Origin of the sequence: Enterobacter wuhouensis (assembly GCF_004331265.1) — a bacterium.
Taxonomy (GTDB): Bacteria; Pseudomonadota; Gammaproteobacteria; order Enterobacterales; family Enterobacteriaceae; genus Enterobacter; species Enterobacter wuhouensis.
This window is the reverse complement of record NZ_SJOO01000016.1, coordinates 1-14695: the sequence shown is the minus strand read 5'-3', so window position 1 is coordinate 14695 and position 14695 is coordinate 1. Positions and strand designations below refer to the sequence as shown.

Below are 14695 nucleotides of genomic sequence, written 5' to 3'. Positions count from 1 at the left end.
GAGGATGCTGAGATTACTCGAAGATAAAATTACAACGCCGCTTGGGCCGCTGTGGGTTATCGCGGATGAACAGTACAACCTGCGCGCCGTTGAATGGGAAGAGCACAGCGACCGCATGGAAGAGCTGCTCAATATTCATTACCGCGCCCAGGGTTTTGAACGCGTGAGCGCCAGTAACCCGGGCGGACTGAGCGATAAACTGGCAGCCTACTTCGAAGGCGATCTCAGCATCATTAATGACCTGCCAACCGCTACGGCCGGCACCCCCTTCCAGCGTGAGGTGTGGCAGGCGTTGCGCACCATTCCCTGTGGTCACGTGATGCATTACGGCCAGCTTGCCGAACTGCTCGGTCGTGCCGGCGCGGCGCGTGCAGTGGGCGCGGCTAACGGCTCAAATCCCGTCAGCATCGTTGTGCCGTGTCATCGCGTTATTGGACGCAACGGCACCATGACCGGGTATGCCGGAGGCGTACAGCGAAAAGAGTGGCTGCTGCGCCACGAAGGCTATCTTTTGCTGTAGATCCCAGGCTTTTAGTGCTTAATTTTCTTCCGGTTAGGCCAAAAATCCTTAATCAAGCTGTGGAATTTCAAGGAGATGGCAACACGTTGCCGTCTCTTGTCCTTATTGGTGGTTTGCCAGGCTTACGTACTTACCAAAAAGATGTTAAAATTGACCAATATCAATTAAGGCTTGAGCAAACCTATGATCCCGGAAAAGCGAATTATACGACGCATTCAGTCTGGCGGTTGTGCTATCCATTGCCAGGATTGCAGCATCAGCCAGCTCTGTATCCCGTTTACTCTGAATGAGCATGAACTCGATCAGCTTGATAATATCATCGAGCGTAAAAAGCCTATTCAGAAGGGGCAGACGCTGTTTAAGGCCGGAGACGAACTGAAATCGCTCTATGCTATCCGTTCTGGCACCATCAAAAGCTATACCATCACCGAACAGGGTGATGAGCAGATCACCGGCTTCCATCTTGCGGGCGATTTGGTTGGCTTTGATGCTATCGGTACGGGTCATCACCCGAGCTTTGCTCAGGCGCTGGAAACCTCGATGGTCTGCGAAATTCCGTTCGAAACGCTGGACGACCTCTCCGGCAAGATGCCTAACCTGCGCCAGCAGATGATGCGTCTGATGAGCGGTGAGATCAAAGGCGATCAGGACATGATCCTGCTGCTGTCCAAGAAGAACGCAGAGGAGCGCCTGGCCGCGTTTATCTATAACCTCTCCCGCCGCTTCGCGGAGCGTGGTTTCTCCCCGCGTGAATTCCGCCTGACCATGACCCGTGGCGATATTGGTAACTACCTGGGCCTGACCGTTGAAACCATCAGCCGTCTGCTGGGACGCTTCCAGAAGAGCGGTATGCTGGCGGTAAAAGGTAAATACATCACCATCGAAAACGGTGAAGCGCTGGCGGTTCTCGCCGGGCACGCGCGCAACGTGGCATAAGCCCCTCGCCCGACGCCTGCCAGGTCGATAAATTTTCGTGATTTATTGATCTGGCAAAAACTTCCCCCCTGTTTCATTCAAGATATATAGGTTACTCTTTTACTTACAGACTGTGGTGACAGTAGTAAGGAGACCTGTATGGCAAAGTATCAAAACATGCTGGTGGCTATCGATCCTAATCAGGACGATCAGCCGGCATTACGACGTGCTGTGTATTTACATCAACGGATTGGTGGCAAAATCAAAGCGTTTTTGCCGATCTATGACTTCTCGTATGAGATGACCACCCTTCTGTCGCCTGACGAGCGCACCGCTATGCGTCAGGGAGTGATTAGCCAGCGTACCGCGTGGATCCGCGAACAGGCGAAGTTCTACCTCGAAGCGGGCGTGCCTATCGATATCAAAGTGGTCTGGCACAACCGACCTTTCGAAGCCATTATCCAGGAGGTGATTGCAGGCGGTCACGATCTGTTGCTGAAGATGGCGCACCAGCATGACAAGCTGGAATCCGTGATCTTCACCCCTACCGACTGGCATCTGCTGCGTAAGTGCCCTTGCCCGGTCTGGATGGTAAAAGACCAGCCGTGGCCTGAAGGGGGGAAAGCCGTTGTGGCGGTGAACCTGGCCAGCGAAGAGGATTATCACAATTCACTGAACGAGAAGCTGGTGAAAGAGACGATCCAGCTAGCCGAGCAGGTTAACCACACCGAAGTGCATCTGGTTGGCGCATACCCGGTGACGCCGATCAATATTGCCATCGAACTGCCTGAATTTGACCCGAGCGTCTATAACGACGCTATACGCGGTCAGCACCTTCTTGCGATGAAATCTCTGCGCCAGAAATTCAGCATCGATGAGAAAATGACGCACGTGGAAAAAGGGCTGCCTGAAGAGGTGATCCCGGACCTGGCCGAGCATCTGCAGGCAGGGATTGTGGTGCTTGGCACCATTGGCCGCACCGGCATTTCCGCCGCGTTCCTCGGCAATACCGCCGAACAGGTGATCGACCATCTGCGCTGCGATCTGCTGGTCATTAAGCCGGATGAATACCAGACGCCGGTTGAGCTGGACGATCCGGAAGACGATTGACCAGCAGGATGAAAAAAAACCGTCGGGGAACCGGCGGTTTTTTTTGCCGGGTGGCGGCTTCGCCTTACCCGGCCTACGGGTTTGGTAGGCCCGGTAAGCTTGCGCCACCGGGCTTTACCCTGTCAGAGTGATTTCAGAATCGCATCCACGCTGGCTTTGGCATCGCCAAACAGCATGTGGGTGTTCTCTTTGAAGAACAGCGGGTTCTGAACGCCCGCATAGCCGGTATTCATGGAGCGTTTGAACACAATCACGTTCTGCGCCTTCCACACTTCCAGCACCGGCATTCCGGCAATTGGGCTGCCCGGATCGTCCTGCGCTGCCGGGTTGACGGTATCGTTAGCGCCAATGACCAGCACGGTGTCGGTGTCGGCGAAATCATCGTTGATCTCATCCATTTCCAGCACGATGTCGTAAGGCACCTTCGCTTCCGCCAGCAGCACGTTCATGTGGCCTGGCAGACGCCCGGCTACCGGGTGAATACCAAAGCGAACCTTGATACCGCGCGCGCGCAGCTTCTCGGTGATCTCCGCGACCGGATACTGAGCCTGCGCCACCGCCATGCCATAGCCTGGGGTGATGATGACCGTATGCGAGTTTTTCAGCATATCCGCGGTGTCTTCTGCAGAAATCTCGCGGTGCTCACCCACTTCTTCATCAGCGCTTGAGGAAGAACCATCGGTCCCAAAGCCGCCAGCAATGACGCTAAAGAACGAACGGTTCATCGCTTTACACATGATGTAAGACAGGATTGCACCGGAAGAACCGACCAGCGCACCGGTGACGATCAGCAGATCGTTGCTCAGCATAAAGCCTGCCGCCGCCGCTGCCCATCCGGAGTAGGAGTTCAGCATGGAGACAACCACCGGCATATCCGCGCCGCCGATCGACGCCACCAGGTGCCAGCCGAACGCCAGCGCAATAATGGTCATCACCAGCAACGCCAGCACCTGCATGCCGGTGCTTTCGGTACGTACGAAGATGACCATCAGGACAAACGACGCGACCAGCGCCGCCAGGTTCAGCTTGTGACGGTTAGGCAGCATCAGCGGTTTAGACGAGATCTTACCGCGCAGTTTCCCGAAGGCCACAATTGAACCGGTGAAGGTTACCGCACCAATAAAGATGCCAAGGAACACTTCCGTCAGGTGAATGTTCACCAGAATCGGTTCCATGCCCGGTTCGTGATACAGGTAGCTGTTGAAGCCCACCAGCACCGCCGCCAGACCGACGAAGCTGTGCAGAATGGCCACCAGCTCGGGCATTTCGGTCATTTCAACGCGTTTTGCCAGACGAATACCAATCGCGCCGCCGATGATCATCGCCACCAGGATCCACGCCACGTTGCCGGTGTCCGGCCCGAAGATGGTGGCAATCAGCGCAATCGCCATCCCGGCGATACCAAAGTTATTCCCCTGCTGAGACGTTTCGTGTTTGGAAAGCCCCGCCAGACTGAAAATAAACAGGATTGCAGCAACAATGTATGCGGCTGTCACTAATCCTCCAGACATATGCTACCCCTTAGCCTTTACGAAACATTTTCAGCATGCGCTGAGTCACGGTGAAACCACCGAAAATATTGATACTGGCGATCAGCACCGCAACGAAGCTCAGGAAGCTAATCCATCCGCCGTGACCAATTTGCAGTAACGCCCCCACCACGATGATCCCGGAGATGGCGTTAGTGACCGACATCAGCGGCGTATGCAGCGCATGGGAGACGTTCCACACCACGTAGTAACCTACCACGCAGGAGAGCGCGAAGACGGTAAAGTGGCCGAGGAACTCTTTCGGCGCGACGTCAGCAAGCCAGCCAAACAGAATCACCACCAGGGCCATGATCGCGTATTTACGCCATGGAGAGGCAGGTTTAGCGGGCTCTTTCGGCGCTGGGGCTGCTTTTGGTGCCGCCTGAGGCTGCGCGGAAACCTGAATAGGCGGCGCGGGCCAGGTGATTTCACCTTCGCGGACCACGGTGACGCCACGCACCACCACGTCGTCAAAATCAACGGTGATGTTGCCGTCTTTCTCTTTGCAGAGCAGCTTCAGCAGGTTGACGAGGTTAGTGCCGTACAGCTGGGAGGACTGGGTTGGCAGACGTCCCGGCAGATCGGTATAACCAATGACCTTCACGCCGTTGGCGGTCGTGGTGACCTGATTCGGCACGGTATATTCGCAGTTGCCGCCGTTCTGCGCCGCCAGATCCACAATCACGCTACCCGGCTGCATGGAGTCAACCATCTCGCGGGTGATGAGCTTCGGTGCCGGTTTACCCGGGATGAGCGCAGTGGTCACGATGATATCGACCTCTTTCGCCTGCGCGGCGAAGAGTGCCATTTCGGCTTTAATGAAGGCTTCGGACATCACCTTCGCGTAACCGTCGCCGCTGCCCGCTTCTTCCTTGAAATCCAGCTCAAGGAACTCGGCCCCCATGCTTTGTACCTGCTCCTTTACTTCCGGACGGGTATCGAAAGCACGCACGATTGCGCCCAGGCTATTTGCTGCGCCAATGGCCGCAAGGCCTGCCACGCCCGCGCCAATCACCATCACTTTCGCCGGCGGCACTTTGCCCGCGGCAGTGATCTGACCGGTAAAGAAGCGACCGAATTCATGCGCGGCTTCAACGATTGCACGGTAGCCCGCGATGTTGGCCATCGAGCTGAGGGCGTCCAGAGACTGGGCACGCGAAATACGCGGCACGGAGTCCATCGCCATCACCGTGACGCCGCGCGCCGCCAGCTTCTCCATCAGCTCCGGGTTTTGTGCAGGCCAGACGAAGCTCACCAGCGTCGTGCCCACGTTCAGCAGTTCAATCTCGTTCTCTTCCGGCGCGTTCACCTTCAGAATAACGGGTGACTGCCAGACTTCTGCACCGTCCACCACTTCCGCACCGGCCTGAATAAAGGCGTCGTCGTCGAAACTCGCCAGCTTGCCCGCGCCGCTTTCAACCGCGACGGTAAAACCCAGCTTAAGCAGTTGCTCCACCGTTTTCGGTGTTGCCGCTACGCGGGTTTCATTGGCTAACCGTTCTTTTGGTACCCCAATACGCATAGTTTTCCCTTCCATCGGTTTTTGATGATGGTTTGTCAATAAACGCCCGTGGTTTGTATCACTTTTCGCCAGCCCTATAGCTGCGAACTATGATTAACCCCAGAAAATAAAACAGTAACAAACTTTCTATAACCTACTGAAAATAGCGCCCGCGATCTACCGTCAGAAAACACTATTTCTTACTTTATCTGTGAAAAATAAGCGATCGGCGTCACTGACAGCGATATTTACCTTAAATTCGCTGCCGGGACCGATAAATCGCGCAAGCGAAGCGGTAAAAACATGATATAGCGCCATAAGAGATCAACTTATTAACATTAAATTAACTTGTAAAAGTCATAAGCTTAATCAGTTTTTCTTGTCAAATGCGTCTTTTTTCAACATATCACTAAATGTTATAGAATCCGGTCGTTGCGTTCGCACAGGCTGTGAAAAATGGCGCAGACAGCGACGGGTTTTAAATGCCATAATCGGGACCGTCTCAAATTAACAACAATACCAGTACATGGTTTGCGCAAGGCGAAGGATTATTTTTATGAAGCTTAAGAACACACTCCTGGCGTCCGCACTTCTTTCCGCGACCGCCCTGTCCGCGAATGCCGCGACAGAGTTGACGCCGGAGCAAGCGGCAGCGTTAAAACCTTTTGACCATAAGGTCATTGTGGGTCGTTACAACTCCATTGGCGATGCCGTCGCCGCCGCATCAAAAACCGCCGATAAAAACGGCGCGGCCTCGTTTTACGTTGTCGACCAGTCTGATGCGGGCAACAGCGGCAACCAGCGCGTCACCGTTGCGCTGTATAAAGACGATGCGCCAAAAGCTGACGCACCGAAAAACCGCGTGATCAACGGCATCGTTGAGCTGCCAAAAGATCAGGCTGTTCTCCTGGAACCGTACGACACCGTCACCGTTCAGGGCTTCTACCGTAGCCAGCCTGAAGTGAACGACGCCATCACCAAAGCGGCAAAAGAGAAAGGGGCCTACTCTTTCTATATCGTGCGTCAGGTGGATGCGAACCAGGGCGGCAACCAGCGTATTACCGCATTCATCTATAAAGAAGATGCGAAAAAACGCGTACTGCAAAGCCCGGACGCCATCCCTGCGGATTCAGAAGCGGGTCGCGCTGCGATAGCGAAAGGCGGCGAAGAAGCGAAGAAAGTTGAGATCCCGGGCGTGGCCACCTCTGCGGCACCAAGCGCCGAAGTGGGTCGTTTCTTTGAAACGCAGTCCACCAAAGGCGGGCGCTACACCGTTACGCTGCCGGATGGCACTAAAATTGAAGAGTTGAACAAAGCCACTGCCGCGCAGATGGTGCCGTTCGACAGCGTCAAGTTCACCGGCAACTATGGCAACATGACGGAAATCTCCTACCAGGTAGCGAAGCGTGCGGCCAAAAAAGGGGCGAAGTACTACCACATCACCCGCCAGTGGCAGGAACGTGGTAACAACATCACCATCAGTGCCGATCTGTACAAGTAACAAAACAGTTTTAAAAAGGCGGCGCAATGCCGCCTTTTTTGTTACTTTTTTTCTGATTTCTGCCACACATCATTGCATGCTTTCCTGACACTCCGTAAAATCCCGCGCCTTAGTGTGATCCACCATTTTTATGCGCCTGTGCGAAATAATTATTCTGGATTTGGACCTTTCATAACAGGAAGCCAATGGAAAAGAAACTTGGCCTGAGTGCTTTAACTGCACTCGTTTTGAGCTCAATGCTGGGTGCAGGTGTATTCAGTTTGCCGCAAAATATGGCGGCGGTCGCAAGCCCTGCCGCGCTGCTGATCGGCTGGGGCATCACCGGAGCCGGTATACTGCTGCTGGCCTTCGCCATGCTCCTGCTGACGCGCATCCGCCCGGATCTGGACGGCGGAATTTTTACCTACGCCCGTGAGGGTTTCGGAGAGTTAATCGGCTTCTGCTCGGCATGGGGCTACTGGCTGTGTGCGGTTATCGCCAACGTATCTTACCTGGTCATCGTCTTCTCAGCGCTCAGCTTCTTTACCGACACCCCCGAACTGCGACTGTTTGGCGACGGCAATACCTGGCAATCCATCGTCGGGGCGTCGGTACTGCTGTGGGTGGTTCACTGGCTGGTATTGCGCGGAGTTCAGACCGCCGCCAGCATCAACCTGGTGGCAACGCTGGCGAAGCTGGTTCCTCTTGGCCTGTTTATCGTGCTCGCGTTTATCGCGTTCCGCCTCGACGTGTTCAAGCTCGACTTCACCGGTATCGCGCTGGGCGTGCCGGTCTGGGAGCAGGTAAAAAACACGATGCTTATTACCCTGTGGGTATTCATCGGGGTTGAAGGTGCGGTTGTCGTCTCTGCCCGGGCGCGTAATAAACGCGACGTGGGCCGCGCTACGCTGCTGGCCGTACTCGCGGCGCTGGGCGTGTACCTGCTGGTGACGCTGCTGTCGCTGGGCGTGGTGGCGCGTCCTGAACTGGCGGAAATGCGTAACCCCTCCATGGCCGGGCTGATGGTGAAAATGCTCGGCCCCTGGGGTGACGTGGTGATCGCTGCGGGGCTGATCGTCTCCGTGTGTGGCGCATACCTGAGCTGGACCATCATGGCCGCTGAGGTGCCTTTCCTGGCCGCCACGCACAAAGCGTTCCCGCGCCTTTTTGCACGTCAAAATAAAAACAATGCACCCTCAGCCTCGCTGTGGCTTACCAACATCAGCGTACAGGTCTGCCTGGTGCTGATCTGGCTCACAGGTTCGGACTATAACACCCTGCTGACCATCGCTTCAGAGATGATTCTGGTACCCTATTTCCTGGTGGGTGCGTATTTATTAAAAATCGCCACGCGCCCGGCGCACTATGCTGTAGGTGTGGGTGCCTGTATTTACGGCCTGTGGTTGTTGTATGCTTCCGGCCCGATGCACCTCCTGCTGTCGGTAGTGTTGTATGCGCCGGGTCTGCTGGTCTTTATCTACGCCCGCCGCACGCATCAGCTGGAGAATGCGCTGAAACGCCGTGAAATGGCCTTGATCGGCCTGTTACTGATTGCCGCCGTACCGGCAACCTGGATGCTAATGGGATAACGCCGCTTTCCCATTGTTGAACTGAAATGGAGAATACGATGGGAAATGCGCAGCAGCGTCCAATTCTGATTACCGGTGGAGGCCGTCGTATCGGCCTCGCCCTTGCCCATCACTTTCTGAACCTGCGTCATCCCGTCATCGTGAGCTATCGCAATGAATATCCCTCGATTGAGGGGCTGCGGAAAGCGGGTGCAACCTGCATTCAGGCGGATTTTTCTACTGATGAAGGTATTCTTGCCTTTGCCGAAAAGGTGAAATCCACCACCCACGGGCTTCGCGCCGTTATCCATAATGCCAGCGCATGGCAGGCAGAAACGTCAGGCACGGCGCTCAGCGAAACGCTCTCCTGCATGCTGCAAATTCACGTGAATGCTCCCTATCTGCTAAACCATGCGCTGCAGGATCTGCTCCGCGGCCACGGGCATGCCGCTGGCGACATTATTCATTTCACGGATTACGTGGTGGAGCGCGGCAGCGACAAGCACATCGCCTATGCAGCCAGCAAAGCCGCCCTGGATAACATGACGCGCTCGTTTGCCCGCAAGCTGGCGCCTGAAGTAAAAGTGAACGCCATCGCCCCGGCGATGATTTTGTTCAACGAAGGCGATGACGCGGAGTACCGCCAGCAGGCGCTGAACAAATCGCTGATGAAAATCGCCCCCGGCGAGAAAGAGGTGATCGATCTTATCGACTATCTGCTCACCAGCTGTTACGTCACCGGCAGAACCTTCGCGGTGGACGGTGGACGTCCGCTACGCTAGTGGAAACGGCTCCAGAAGAAGATCAACACCCAGGCGCTGAGGCTCCAGCAGACCACTGCCCCGCCCAGCGCCAGGGGAAGACGCAGAAAACCGGTGAAGTACCAGAGTGACAGCAGATAGAGAAAATAAGGGATGATAGACCACATGCCAAACACGATAGTCGTGCGCAGCGCTTCCGTTCCTCGCTCAGAGGCAACGATGTAATGCGCAATCAGCGCGAACGTCGGGAAAAGAGGAATCAACCCGGCAATGTAGTAGTTTTTCGTTTTAGCCAGAATGCCAATCAGTAACACCACCAGCGCACCCAGCGCGGCTTTAATCACCAGCCCCATGATTTTCCCATAACAATCAAGTAACAATGCGAACCAGAATAACGGAACTGGCGCTAATTTTGAAAGATTAATGGAAGGTTAAGGTTGCGCGGTGTATGTTGACATTTTTCGCAATAACAGACGCTGTATGAATAAGATTGTTTATGTAGAAGATGAACCCGAAGTGGGCCAACTGATCGCCGCCTATCTGGGTAAGCATGATATGGACGTCATTGTTGAGCCGCGCGGCGATCGCGCTGAAGAGGTGGTGATACGCGAAAATCCGGATCTGGTCCTGCTGGACATCATGCTCCCCGGTAAAGACGGGATGACGCTTTGCCGTGACCTGCGCGCCCAATGGGATGGCCCTATCGTACTGCTTACCTCTCTCGACAGCGACATGAACCATATTCTCTCGCTGGAGATGGGTGCCAACGACTACATTCTCAAAACGACCCCTCCTGCCGTTCTGCTTGCCCGTCTGCGACTCCATTTGCGCCAGCGTGCGAGCATCGAGCGTGAAGCGCCCGCCCCCTCACTCACGCCACATAAGGCAATGCGCTTTGGGACCTTATCTATTGACCCGGTCAACCGCCAGGTGCTGCTTTCAGGTGAGCTTATCGCACTCTCTACCGCAGATTTCGACCTGCTGTGGGAGCTGGCAACCCACGCCGGGCAGATTATGGACAGGGATGCGTTGCTGAAAAATCTGCGCGGCGTGAGTTACGACGGAATGGATCGCAGCGTAGACGTCGCGATTTCACGCCTGCGTAAAAAACTGCTGGATAACGCCACGGAACCCTACCGCATTAAAACCGTGCGAAATAAGGGGTATCTGTTTGCTCCGCACGCCTGGGAGACCTAATCACGTCTCTCCGAATGCCTGATTTATACAATTGCGCAACATCTCCCTTGAAAATAGGGTGAATTGCTTCATAATTAAGTCACTCTCCTCGAACCCGTATTCAAGGGGACATATCAGCAGTAGCGCGATCGCAATGCTACTGCAGTTCTCTCATCCCGGCCTGGTCGCCAACCGTTCCTTCAGTGATATCAAAGGCTCTCAAAGAAAGCCTGACACTATGTTTTCACGAAAATCTTGATATGAGGATTTAAGCCAATGAAATATGTATAGCTACCAAAAAGTAGAAGCCATCAAAACCAATCTTGAATGGATTGTAAATCAAACTTCCGTCAACCATCCGTGTCCCTCAAACGCCGATCAAAAAGCCCTGTTTAATCTTCTGGAACTCATCCAGGCATACGAGATTTTGCTTGATTTAATCAACGAATTTGGCACTTCCGTCATTGATAATGACGTTGCGGAAGGCTTATCTAACACTGAAAAGCTTATAACTAAAATTAAAAGCAGCGCGCACGCAATGTAGGTATGATCGACTTTGCGAGGGCGATGAGTTCGCCAACGTAAGATCGTAGCCACATTCATTTCGGTAAAATTTAATGAAAAAGCTGTTTGTGCAGTTTTAGTGTGCAGAAAATTCGCAACTCATTGAAATAGCTTTATTTGCCATTAAATCAGTGAGTTAGCCCGAATCATTTAACGGACATCTACGGACGTGCACGGTCTTTTTTGTGCCCCTATCGGTGTCCCTTCCTTCAAAATGCCCCCAAATTTGCCCCCAAAATCCCCTCTTTTGCGTAGCTCCTTCCAGTTTCGTAACACACCGCTTTACGCCTCTCTACCTGATCAGCATAATCGCCACGAATCCGTTTGTAAGACTTTACCAGCGCGCTGATTTTTCTCCCTGCCCTATACTTTCAGTCTGACATCCGACTGGAGGTTTCTATGTGTGGACGTTTTGCACAAGCTCAAACGCGTGAAGAATACTTGGCTTACCTGTCCGATGAAGCTGATCGCGACATAGCATACGACCCTGAACCCATTGGCCGGTACAACGTCTCCCCCGGAACCAAAGTTCTGCTGTTGAGCGAACGCGATGAACAACTGCACCTCGATCCGGTATTCTGGGGCTACGCGCCCGGGTGGTGGGATAAGCCGCCACTGATTAACGCGCGCGTCGAAACAGCGGCCACCAGCAGAATGTTCAAACCTCTCTGGCAGCATGGCCGGGCAATCTGCTTCGCCGATGGTTGGTTCGAATGGAAAAAGGAAGGCGACAAGAAACAGCCCTACTTCATTCACCGTGCCGACGGCCAGCCAATATTCATGGCGGCGATCGGCAGCACGCCGTTTGAGCGTGGTGACGAAGCTGAGGGCTTTTTGATAGTGACGTCTGCAGCTGACAAAGGACTGGTCGACATTCACGACCGCCGGCCGCTGGTTCTGTCACCTGAAGCAGCGCGCGAATGGATGCGTCAGGATATTGGAGGGAAAGAAGCTGAAGAGATAGCTGCCGACGGAGCAGAGCCCCCCGACAAGTTTATCTGGCACGCCGTGACGCGCGCCGTGGGTAATGTAAAAAACCAAGGACATGACCTATTAGAACCAGTCTCGCTCTAGTACTATGTATTCAATAATATTGTTCATGGTATAAGCAGGGAATGCCTTATGAATAACTGTCGTGATTGTAGAAATCCAATACACCACGGAGCTAAAAAATGTCACCACTGTGGAAGCTATCAGAACTGGATCCGTCACCTCAATACGTTTGCTCTGTTTACTGGCTTCTTTCTGACATTGCTTTCAATATGGACAATTCCATTTATTAATGGTGTTTTTCAATCTAAACAGGCAGAAATAGTTACCTCTATCATATCTGGCGAGTCAAATAAGCTTCATTTTATGATCGCCAATAACGGCAATCAGCCGGCAGCAATTACTTCTATTGAAATTGACAGCAAGATGAGTTTCGGGATAGGTACATGGTACCTCGACAATCAGCTTGATGGCACACTCCTTGAACCAGGGCAAGCTAAAGTACTTAATGCCTCAAACGGGGCACCTATACCTTCCCCTCTTCCCTATGAAATTCAAACGATTTTAAATTCCAAAGAAGATGTTCCAAAAAACTGTACTTTAGTCATCCAATACGTCGAACTTAATGGCAGCAACAAAACTTTTACTTATCCTTTTACGTGTTCGCCTTTCGAGGTATCTCAATCCCATGGCGGCCTATCTGACCGTCAATAAATCGGCATAACGAGTTGTGTAGCGAGGTGAGAGCATGTCACGTTTCATCTGCCACTGCTGCTGTATGCCCTGCCCAGCAAAGAAGAGCGTGCCTTTCCCGTCTTTCGCGTTGAGATGATCGAGAATCTCCATCAACCTTTCGCTACCTGCACGCGGCGAGTTCTCGTCGAACAGGTTGAGCTGGGCCACTCCCTGGCTAAAGAAGTCCCCAAGCATAATGCCGGCTTTCTGGTACCGGTGGCCATCCTTCCAGATTTTGTCCAGGCACTTTACCGCGGCGTTGATGATGTCGCGGGAATCCTGTGTAGGGGTGAGAAGCTTCATTGAAGCACTGTTACCGTAATACGGCTCGTTAATCGCAAAGGGAGAGGTTTTCACGAATGCTGAAATAAAGCGGCAATACTGATGCTCGCCCCGAAGCTTTTCAGCACCTCTTGCCGCATAACTGCAGATAGCCTGACGCATCTGTTCGTACTCGGTAACGCGTTCGCCGAATGAGCGACTGCAGACGATTTCCTGCTTTGCCGGCGCAAACTCTTCAAGATCGAGACAAGGCTCGCCGCGCAGCTCCCGGACTGTCCGCTCGAGTACAACGTTAAAATGCTTCCTGATTATCCACGTGCTCTGCTCCGAAAGGTCGAGGGCAGTTTTAATGCCCATTGCGTTCAGCTTCTTGCTGATGCGTCTGCCGACGCCCCAGACATCCTCAACAGGCACGATAGCCAATAGCCGACGCTGGCGATCGATATTGGACAAATCAACAACTCCGCCCGTCTGGCGCTGCCATTTCTTAGCGGCGAGGTTGGCCAGCTTAGCCAGTGTCTTCGTCTGGGCAATGCCAACCCCGACAGTCAGATGCGTCCGCTTCAGAACCGTAGCGCGGATCTCTTTGCCGAACTCAGTCAGGTCCCGGCAGTTGCGAACACCTGTCAGGTCGCAAAAAGCTTCGTCGATACTGTAAATTTCAACGCGGGGGCTCATTTCCTCAAGCGTCGTCATTACCCGGTTAGACATGTCAGCATAGAGCTCATAGTTGCTGCTGAAGCAAACAACGCCAGCGCGCCGGAAAAGCTCCTTTTGCTTGAAGAACGGCTCCCCCATGGTGATTCCGACCGCTTTTGCTTCTGCGCTGCGTGCGATTACGCAGCCATCATTATTCGAGAGAACGACAACCGGGCGCCCCTTCAAATCAGGCCGAAACACCGTCTCGCATGATGCGTAGAACGAATTCACATCACAGAGTGCGAACATACTCAGCTCGCAGATTTCACGATGAAAGTCACGACGCCGAACACATCAAGCGTGTCCTCGCTGCCTACAACAATCGGACTGTAGGCGCTGTTCATAGGATTGAGTTGCACGGTCGGGCGCAACTGAAGGCGTTTCACAGTGAACTCCCCTTCCACTGCGGCGATGACAATGTCACCATGTTCAGCAGTCCTGGAGCTGTCCACCACCAGTAGATCACCGTCGCTGATCCCGGCTTCGATCATAGAATCACCCGCGGCTTTGACGAAATATGTCGAACTCGGGTGAGCGACAAGTAACTCATTGAGATCGATGCGCTGTTCAACATAATCAGCCGCGGGGCTTGGGAAACCACACTGCACTAAGTCACTGAATAGCGGGAGAGTAATAATTTCTCGCAGTTCTGCAGGCCTGATAAATTCCATAATGCACACCTCAAATACTGTTTTTATATACAGTAGTTTCATTTGAGTATGCACGCAAGACAGAGGGTCTGTCATAGCTGATTAAAGCTTCACCGTTTCGTTTCTAAGTTTCTACGTCGCTTCGAATTATCAGTTTTGTAAATTTTATGGCCGCAATTCTATGTGAGCAAAATTAAGCCGACTTTGAAGCGGGA

15 protein-coding genes are annotated in these 14695 nt (G+C 53.4%); 10 read left to right on the top strand and 5 right to left on the bottom strand.

From position 1 onward, the window contains the following. Nucleotides 1-4: 4 nt before the first annotated feature. The 3 genes from ogt to uspE all read left to right on the top strand — a co-directional run bounded on the left by ogt (nt 5) and on the right by uspE (nt 2545). Complete coding sequence (gene ogt / locus E0L20_RS23940) at nt 5-520, top strand: methylated-DNA--[protein]-cysteine S-methyltransferase (protein WP_207389465.1); 516 nt, start codon at nt 5-7, stop codon at nt 518-520. A 183-nt stretch (nt 521-703) separates the two neighbouring features. Next, entirely contained in the window at nt 704-1456 is a 753-nt protein-coding gene (gene fnr / locus E0L20_RS21990; RefSeq protein ID WP_006174991.1) for a fumarate/nitrate reduction transcriptional regulator Fnr, read from the top strand. A gap of 138 nt (nt 1457-1594) precedes the next feature. Beyond that, nucleotides 1595-2545, top strand: coding sequence for a universal stress protein UspE (gene uspE / locus E0L20_RS21985; RefSeq protein ID WP_131635761.1), 951 nt, complete (start codon nt 1595-1597; stop codon nt 2543-2545). 122 nt (nt 2546-2667) lie between these two features. Here uspE and pntB read toward each other — a convergent pair whose 3' ends face one another. Both pntB and pntA read right to left on the bottom strand, forming a co-directional pair. Beyond that, nucleotides 2668-4056: a Re/Si-specific NAD(P)(+) transhydrogenase subunit beta gene (gene pntB, locus E0L20_RS21980; protein WP_131635760.1), complete on the bottom strand. Its 1389-nt coding sequence runs from the start codon at nt 4054-4056 to the stop codon at nt 2668-2670. Nucleotides 4057-4066: 10 nt separating this feature from the next. Next, nucleotides 4067-5596 (bottom strand): Re/Si-specific NAD(P)(+) transhydrogenase subunit alpha, encoded by a 1530-nt coding sequence (gene pntA / locus E0L20_RS21975; protein WP_131635759.1) that lies wholly within the window; start codon nt 5594-5596, stop codon nt 4067-4069. A 535-nt stretch (nt 5597-6131) separates the two neighbouring features. Here pntA and ydgH point away from each other — a divergent pair. The 3 genes from ydgH to folM all read left to right on the top strand — a co-directional run bounded on the left by ydgH (nt 6132) and on the right by folM (nt 9405). Beyond that, nucleotides 6132-7076 carry a DUF1471 family protein YdgH gene (gene ydgH / locus E0L20_RS21970; RefSeq protein WP_131635758.1) on the top strand — a complete coding sequence of 315 codons (945 nt, stop codon included), beginning with the start codon at nt 6132-6134 and terminating at the stop codon, nt 7074-7076. Nucleotides 7077-7261: 185 nt separating this feature from the next. Then, nucleotides 7262-8644 carry an amino acid permease gene (locus E0L20_RS21965; protein WP_131635757.1) on the top strand — a complete coding sequence of 461 codons (1383 nt, stop codon included), beginning with the start codon at nt 7262-7264 and terminating at the stop codon, nt 8642-8644. A 38-nt stretch (nt 8645-8682) separates the two neighbouring features. Then, a complete protein-coding gene (folM, locus tag E0L20_RS21960) occupies nt 8683-9405 on the top strand; it encodes a dihydromonapterin reductase (protein ID WP_131635756.1) in 723 nt (240 codons plus the stop codon). On the opposite strand, the gene E0L20_RS21955 is transcribed toward folM, so the two are convergent. Beyond that, nucleotides 9402-9737, bottom strand: a complete 336-nt coding sequence (locus E0L20_RS21955; protein ID WP_014070008.1) for a GlpM family protein — start codon at nt 9735-9737, stop codon at nt 9402-9404. The genes folM and E0L20_RS21955 overlap by 4 nt on opposite strands. A 127-nt stretch (nt 9738-9864) precedes the next feature. Between E0L20_RS21955 and rstA the strand changes: the two genes are divergently transcribed. From rstA to E0L20_RS21935, 4 genes are all read left to right on the top strand, one after another. After that, a complete protein-coding gene (gene rstA, locus E0L20_RS21950) occupies nt 9865-10581 on the top strand; it encodes a two-component system response regulator RstA (protein ID WP_131635755.1) in 717 nt (238 codons plus the stop codon). Between the two features lie 262 nt (nt 10582-10843). Next, nucleotides 10844-11104 carry a hypothetical protein gene (locus E0L20_RS21945; RefSeq protein WP_131635754.1) on the top strand — a complete coding sequence of 87 codons (261 nt, stop codon included), beginning with the start codon at nt 10844-10846 and terminating at the stop codon, nt 11102-11104. 419 nt (nt 11105-11523) lie between these two features. Then, nucleotides 11524-12198 (top strand): SOS response-associated peptidase, encoded by a 675-nt coding sequence (locus E0L20_RS21940; protein WP_131635753.1) that lies wholly within the window; start codon nt 11524-11526, stop codon nt 12196-12198. A gap of 48 nt (nt 12199-12246) precedes the next feature. Beyond that, complete coding sequence (locus E0L20_RS21935) at nt 12247-12828, top strand: hypothetical protein (RefSeq protein ID WP_131635752.1); 582 nt, start codon at nt 12247-12249, stop codon at nt 12826-12828. Here E0L20_RS21935 and E0L20_RS21930 read toward each other — a convergent pair. Then, nucleotides 12811-14079: a Y-family DNA polymerase gene (locus E0L20_RS21930; protein ID WP_131635751.1), complete on the bottom strand. Its 1269-nt coding sequence runs from the start codon at nt 14077-14079 to the stop codon at nt 12811-12813. The genes E0L20_RS21935 and E0L20_RS21930 overlap by 18 nt on opposite strands. 2 nt (nt 14080-14081) lie before the next feature. Beyond that, nucleotides 14082-14501, bottom strand: a complete 420-nt coding sequence (locus tag E0L20_RS21925) for a translesion error-prone DNA polymerase V autoproteolytic subunit (RefSeq protein ID WP_063428959.1) — start codon at nt 14499-14501, stop codon at nt 14082-14084. Between the last annotated feature and the right edge of the window lie 194 nt (nt 14502-14695).

Excerpts from the sequence above, each read along its gene's own strand:
- fnr (WP_006174991.1), top strand. The coding sequence starts at position 704 with ATGATCCCGGAAAAGCGAATTATACGACGCATTCAGTCTGGCGGTTGT.
- E0L20_RS21935 (WP_131635752.1), top strand. The coding sequence starts at position 12,247 with ATGAATAACTGTCGTGATTGTAGAAATCCAATACACCACGGAGCTAAA.
- rstA (WP_131635755.1), top strand. The coding sequence starts at position 9,865 with ATGAATAAGATTGTTTATGTAGAAGATGAACCCGAAGTGGGCCAACTG.
- ydgH (WP_131635758.1), top strand. The coding sequence starts at position 6,132 with ATGAAGCTTAAGAACACACTCCTGGCGTCCGCACTTCTTTCCGCGACC.
- uspE (WP_131635761.1), top strand. The coding sequence starts at position 1,595 with ATGGCAAAGTATCAAAACATGCTGGTGGCTATCGATCCTAATCAGGAC.
- pntB (WP_131635760.1), bottom strand. The coding sequence starts at position 4,056 with ATGTCTGGAGGATTAGTGACAGCCGCATACATTGTTGCTGCAATCCTG.
- folM (WP_131635756.1), top strand. The coding sequence starts at position 8,683 with ATGGGAAATGCGCAGCAGCGTCCAATTCTGATTACCGGTGGAGGCCGT.
- pntA (WP_131635759.1), bottom strand. The coding sequence starts at position 5,596 with ATGCGTATTGGGGTACCAAAAGAACGGTTAGCCAATGAAACCCGCGTA.
- E0L20_RS21930 (WP_131635751.1), bottom strand. The coding sequence starts at position 14,079 with ATGTTCGCACTCTGTGATGTGAATTCGTTCTACGCATCATGCGAGACG.
- E0L20_RS21965 (WP_131635757.1), top strand. The coding sequence starts at position 7,262 with ATGGAAAAGAAACTTGGCCTGAGTGCTTTAACTGCACTCGTTTTGAGC.
- E0L20_RS21945 (WP_131635754.1), top strand. The coding sequence starts at position 10,844 with ATGTATAGCTACCAAAAAGTAGAAGCCATCAAAACCAATCTTGAATGG.
- E0L20_RS21925 (WP_063428959.1), bottom strand. The coding sequence starts at position 14,501 with ATGGAATTTATCAGGCCTGCAGAACTGCGAGAAATTATTACTCTCCCG.
- ogt (WP_207389465.1), top strand. The coding sequence starts at position 5 with ATGCTGAGATTACTCGAAGATAAAATTACAACGCCGCTTGGGCCGCTG.
- E0L20_RS21940 (WP_131635753.1), top strand. The coding sequence starts at position 11,524 with ATGTGTGGACGTTTTGCACAAGCTCAAACGCGTGAAGAATACTTGGCT.
- E0L20_RS21955 (WP_014070008.1), bottom strand. The coding sequence starts at position 9,737 with ATGGGGCTGGTGATTAAAGCCGCGCTGGGTGCGCTGGTGGTGTTACTG.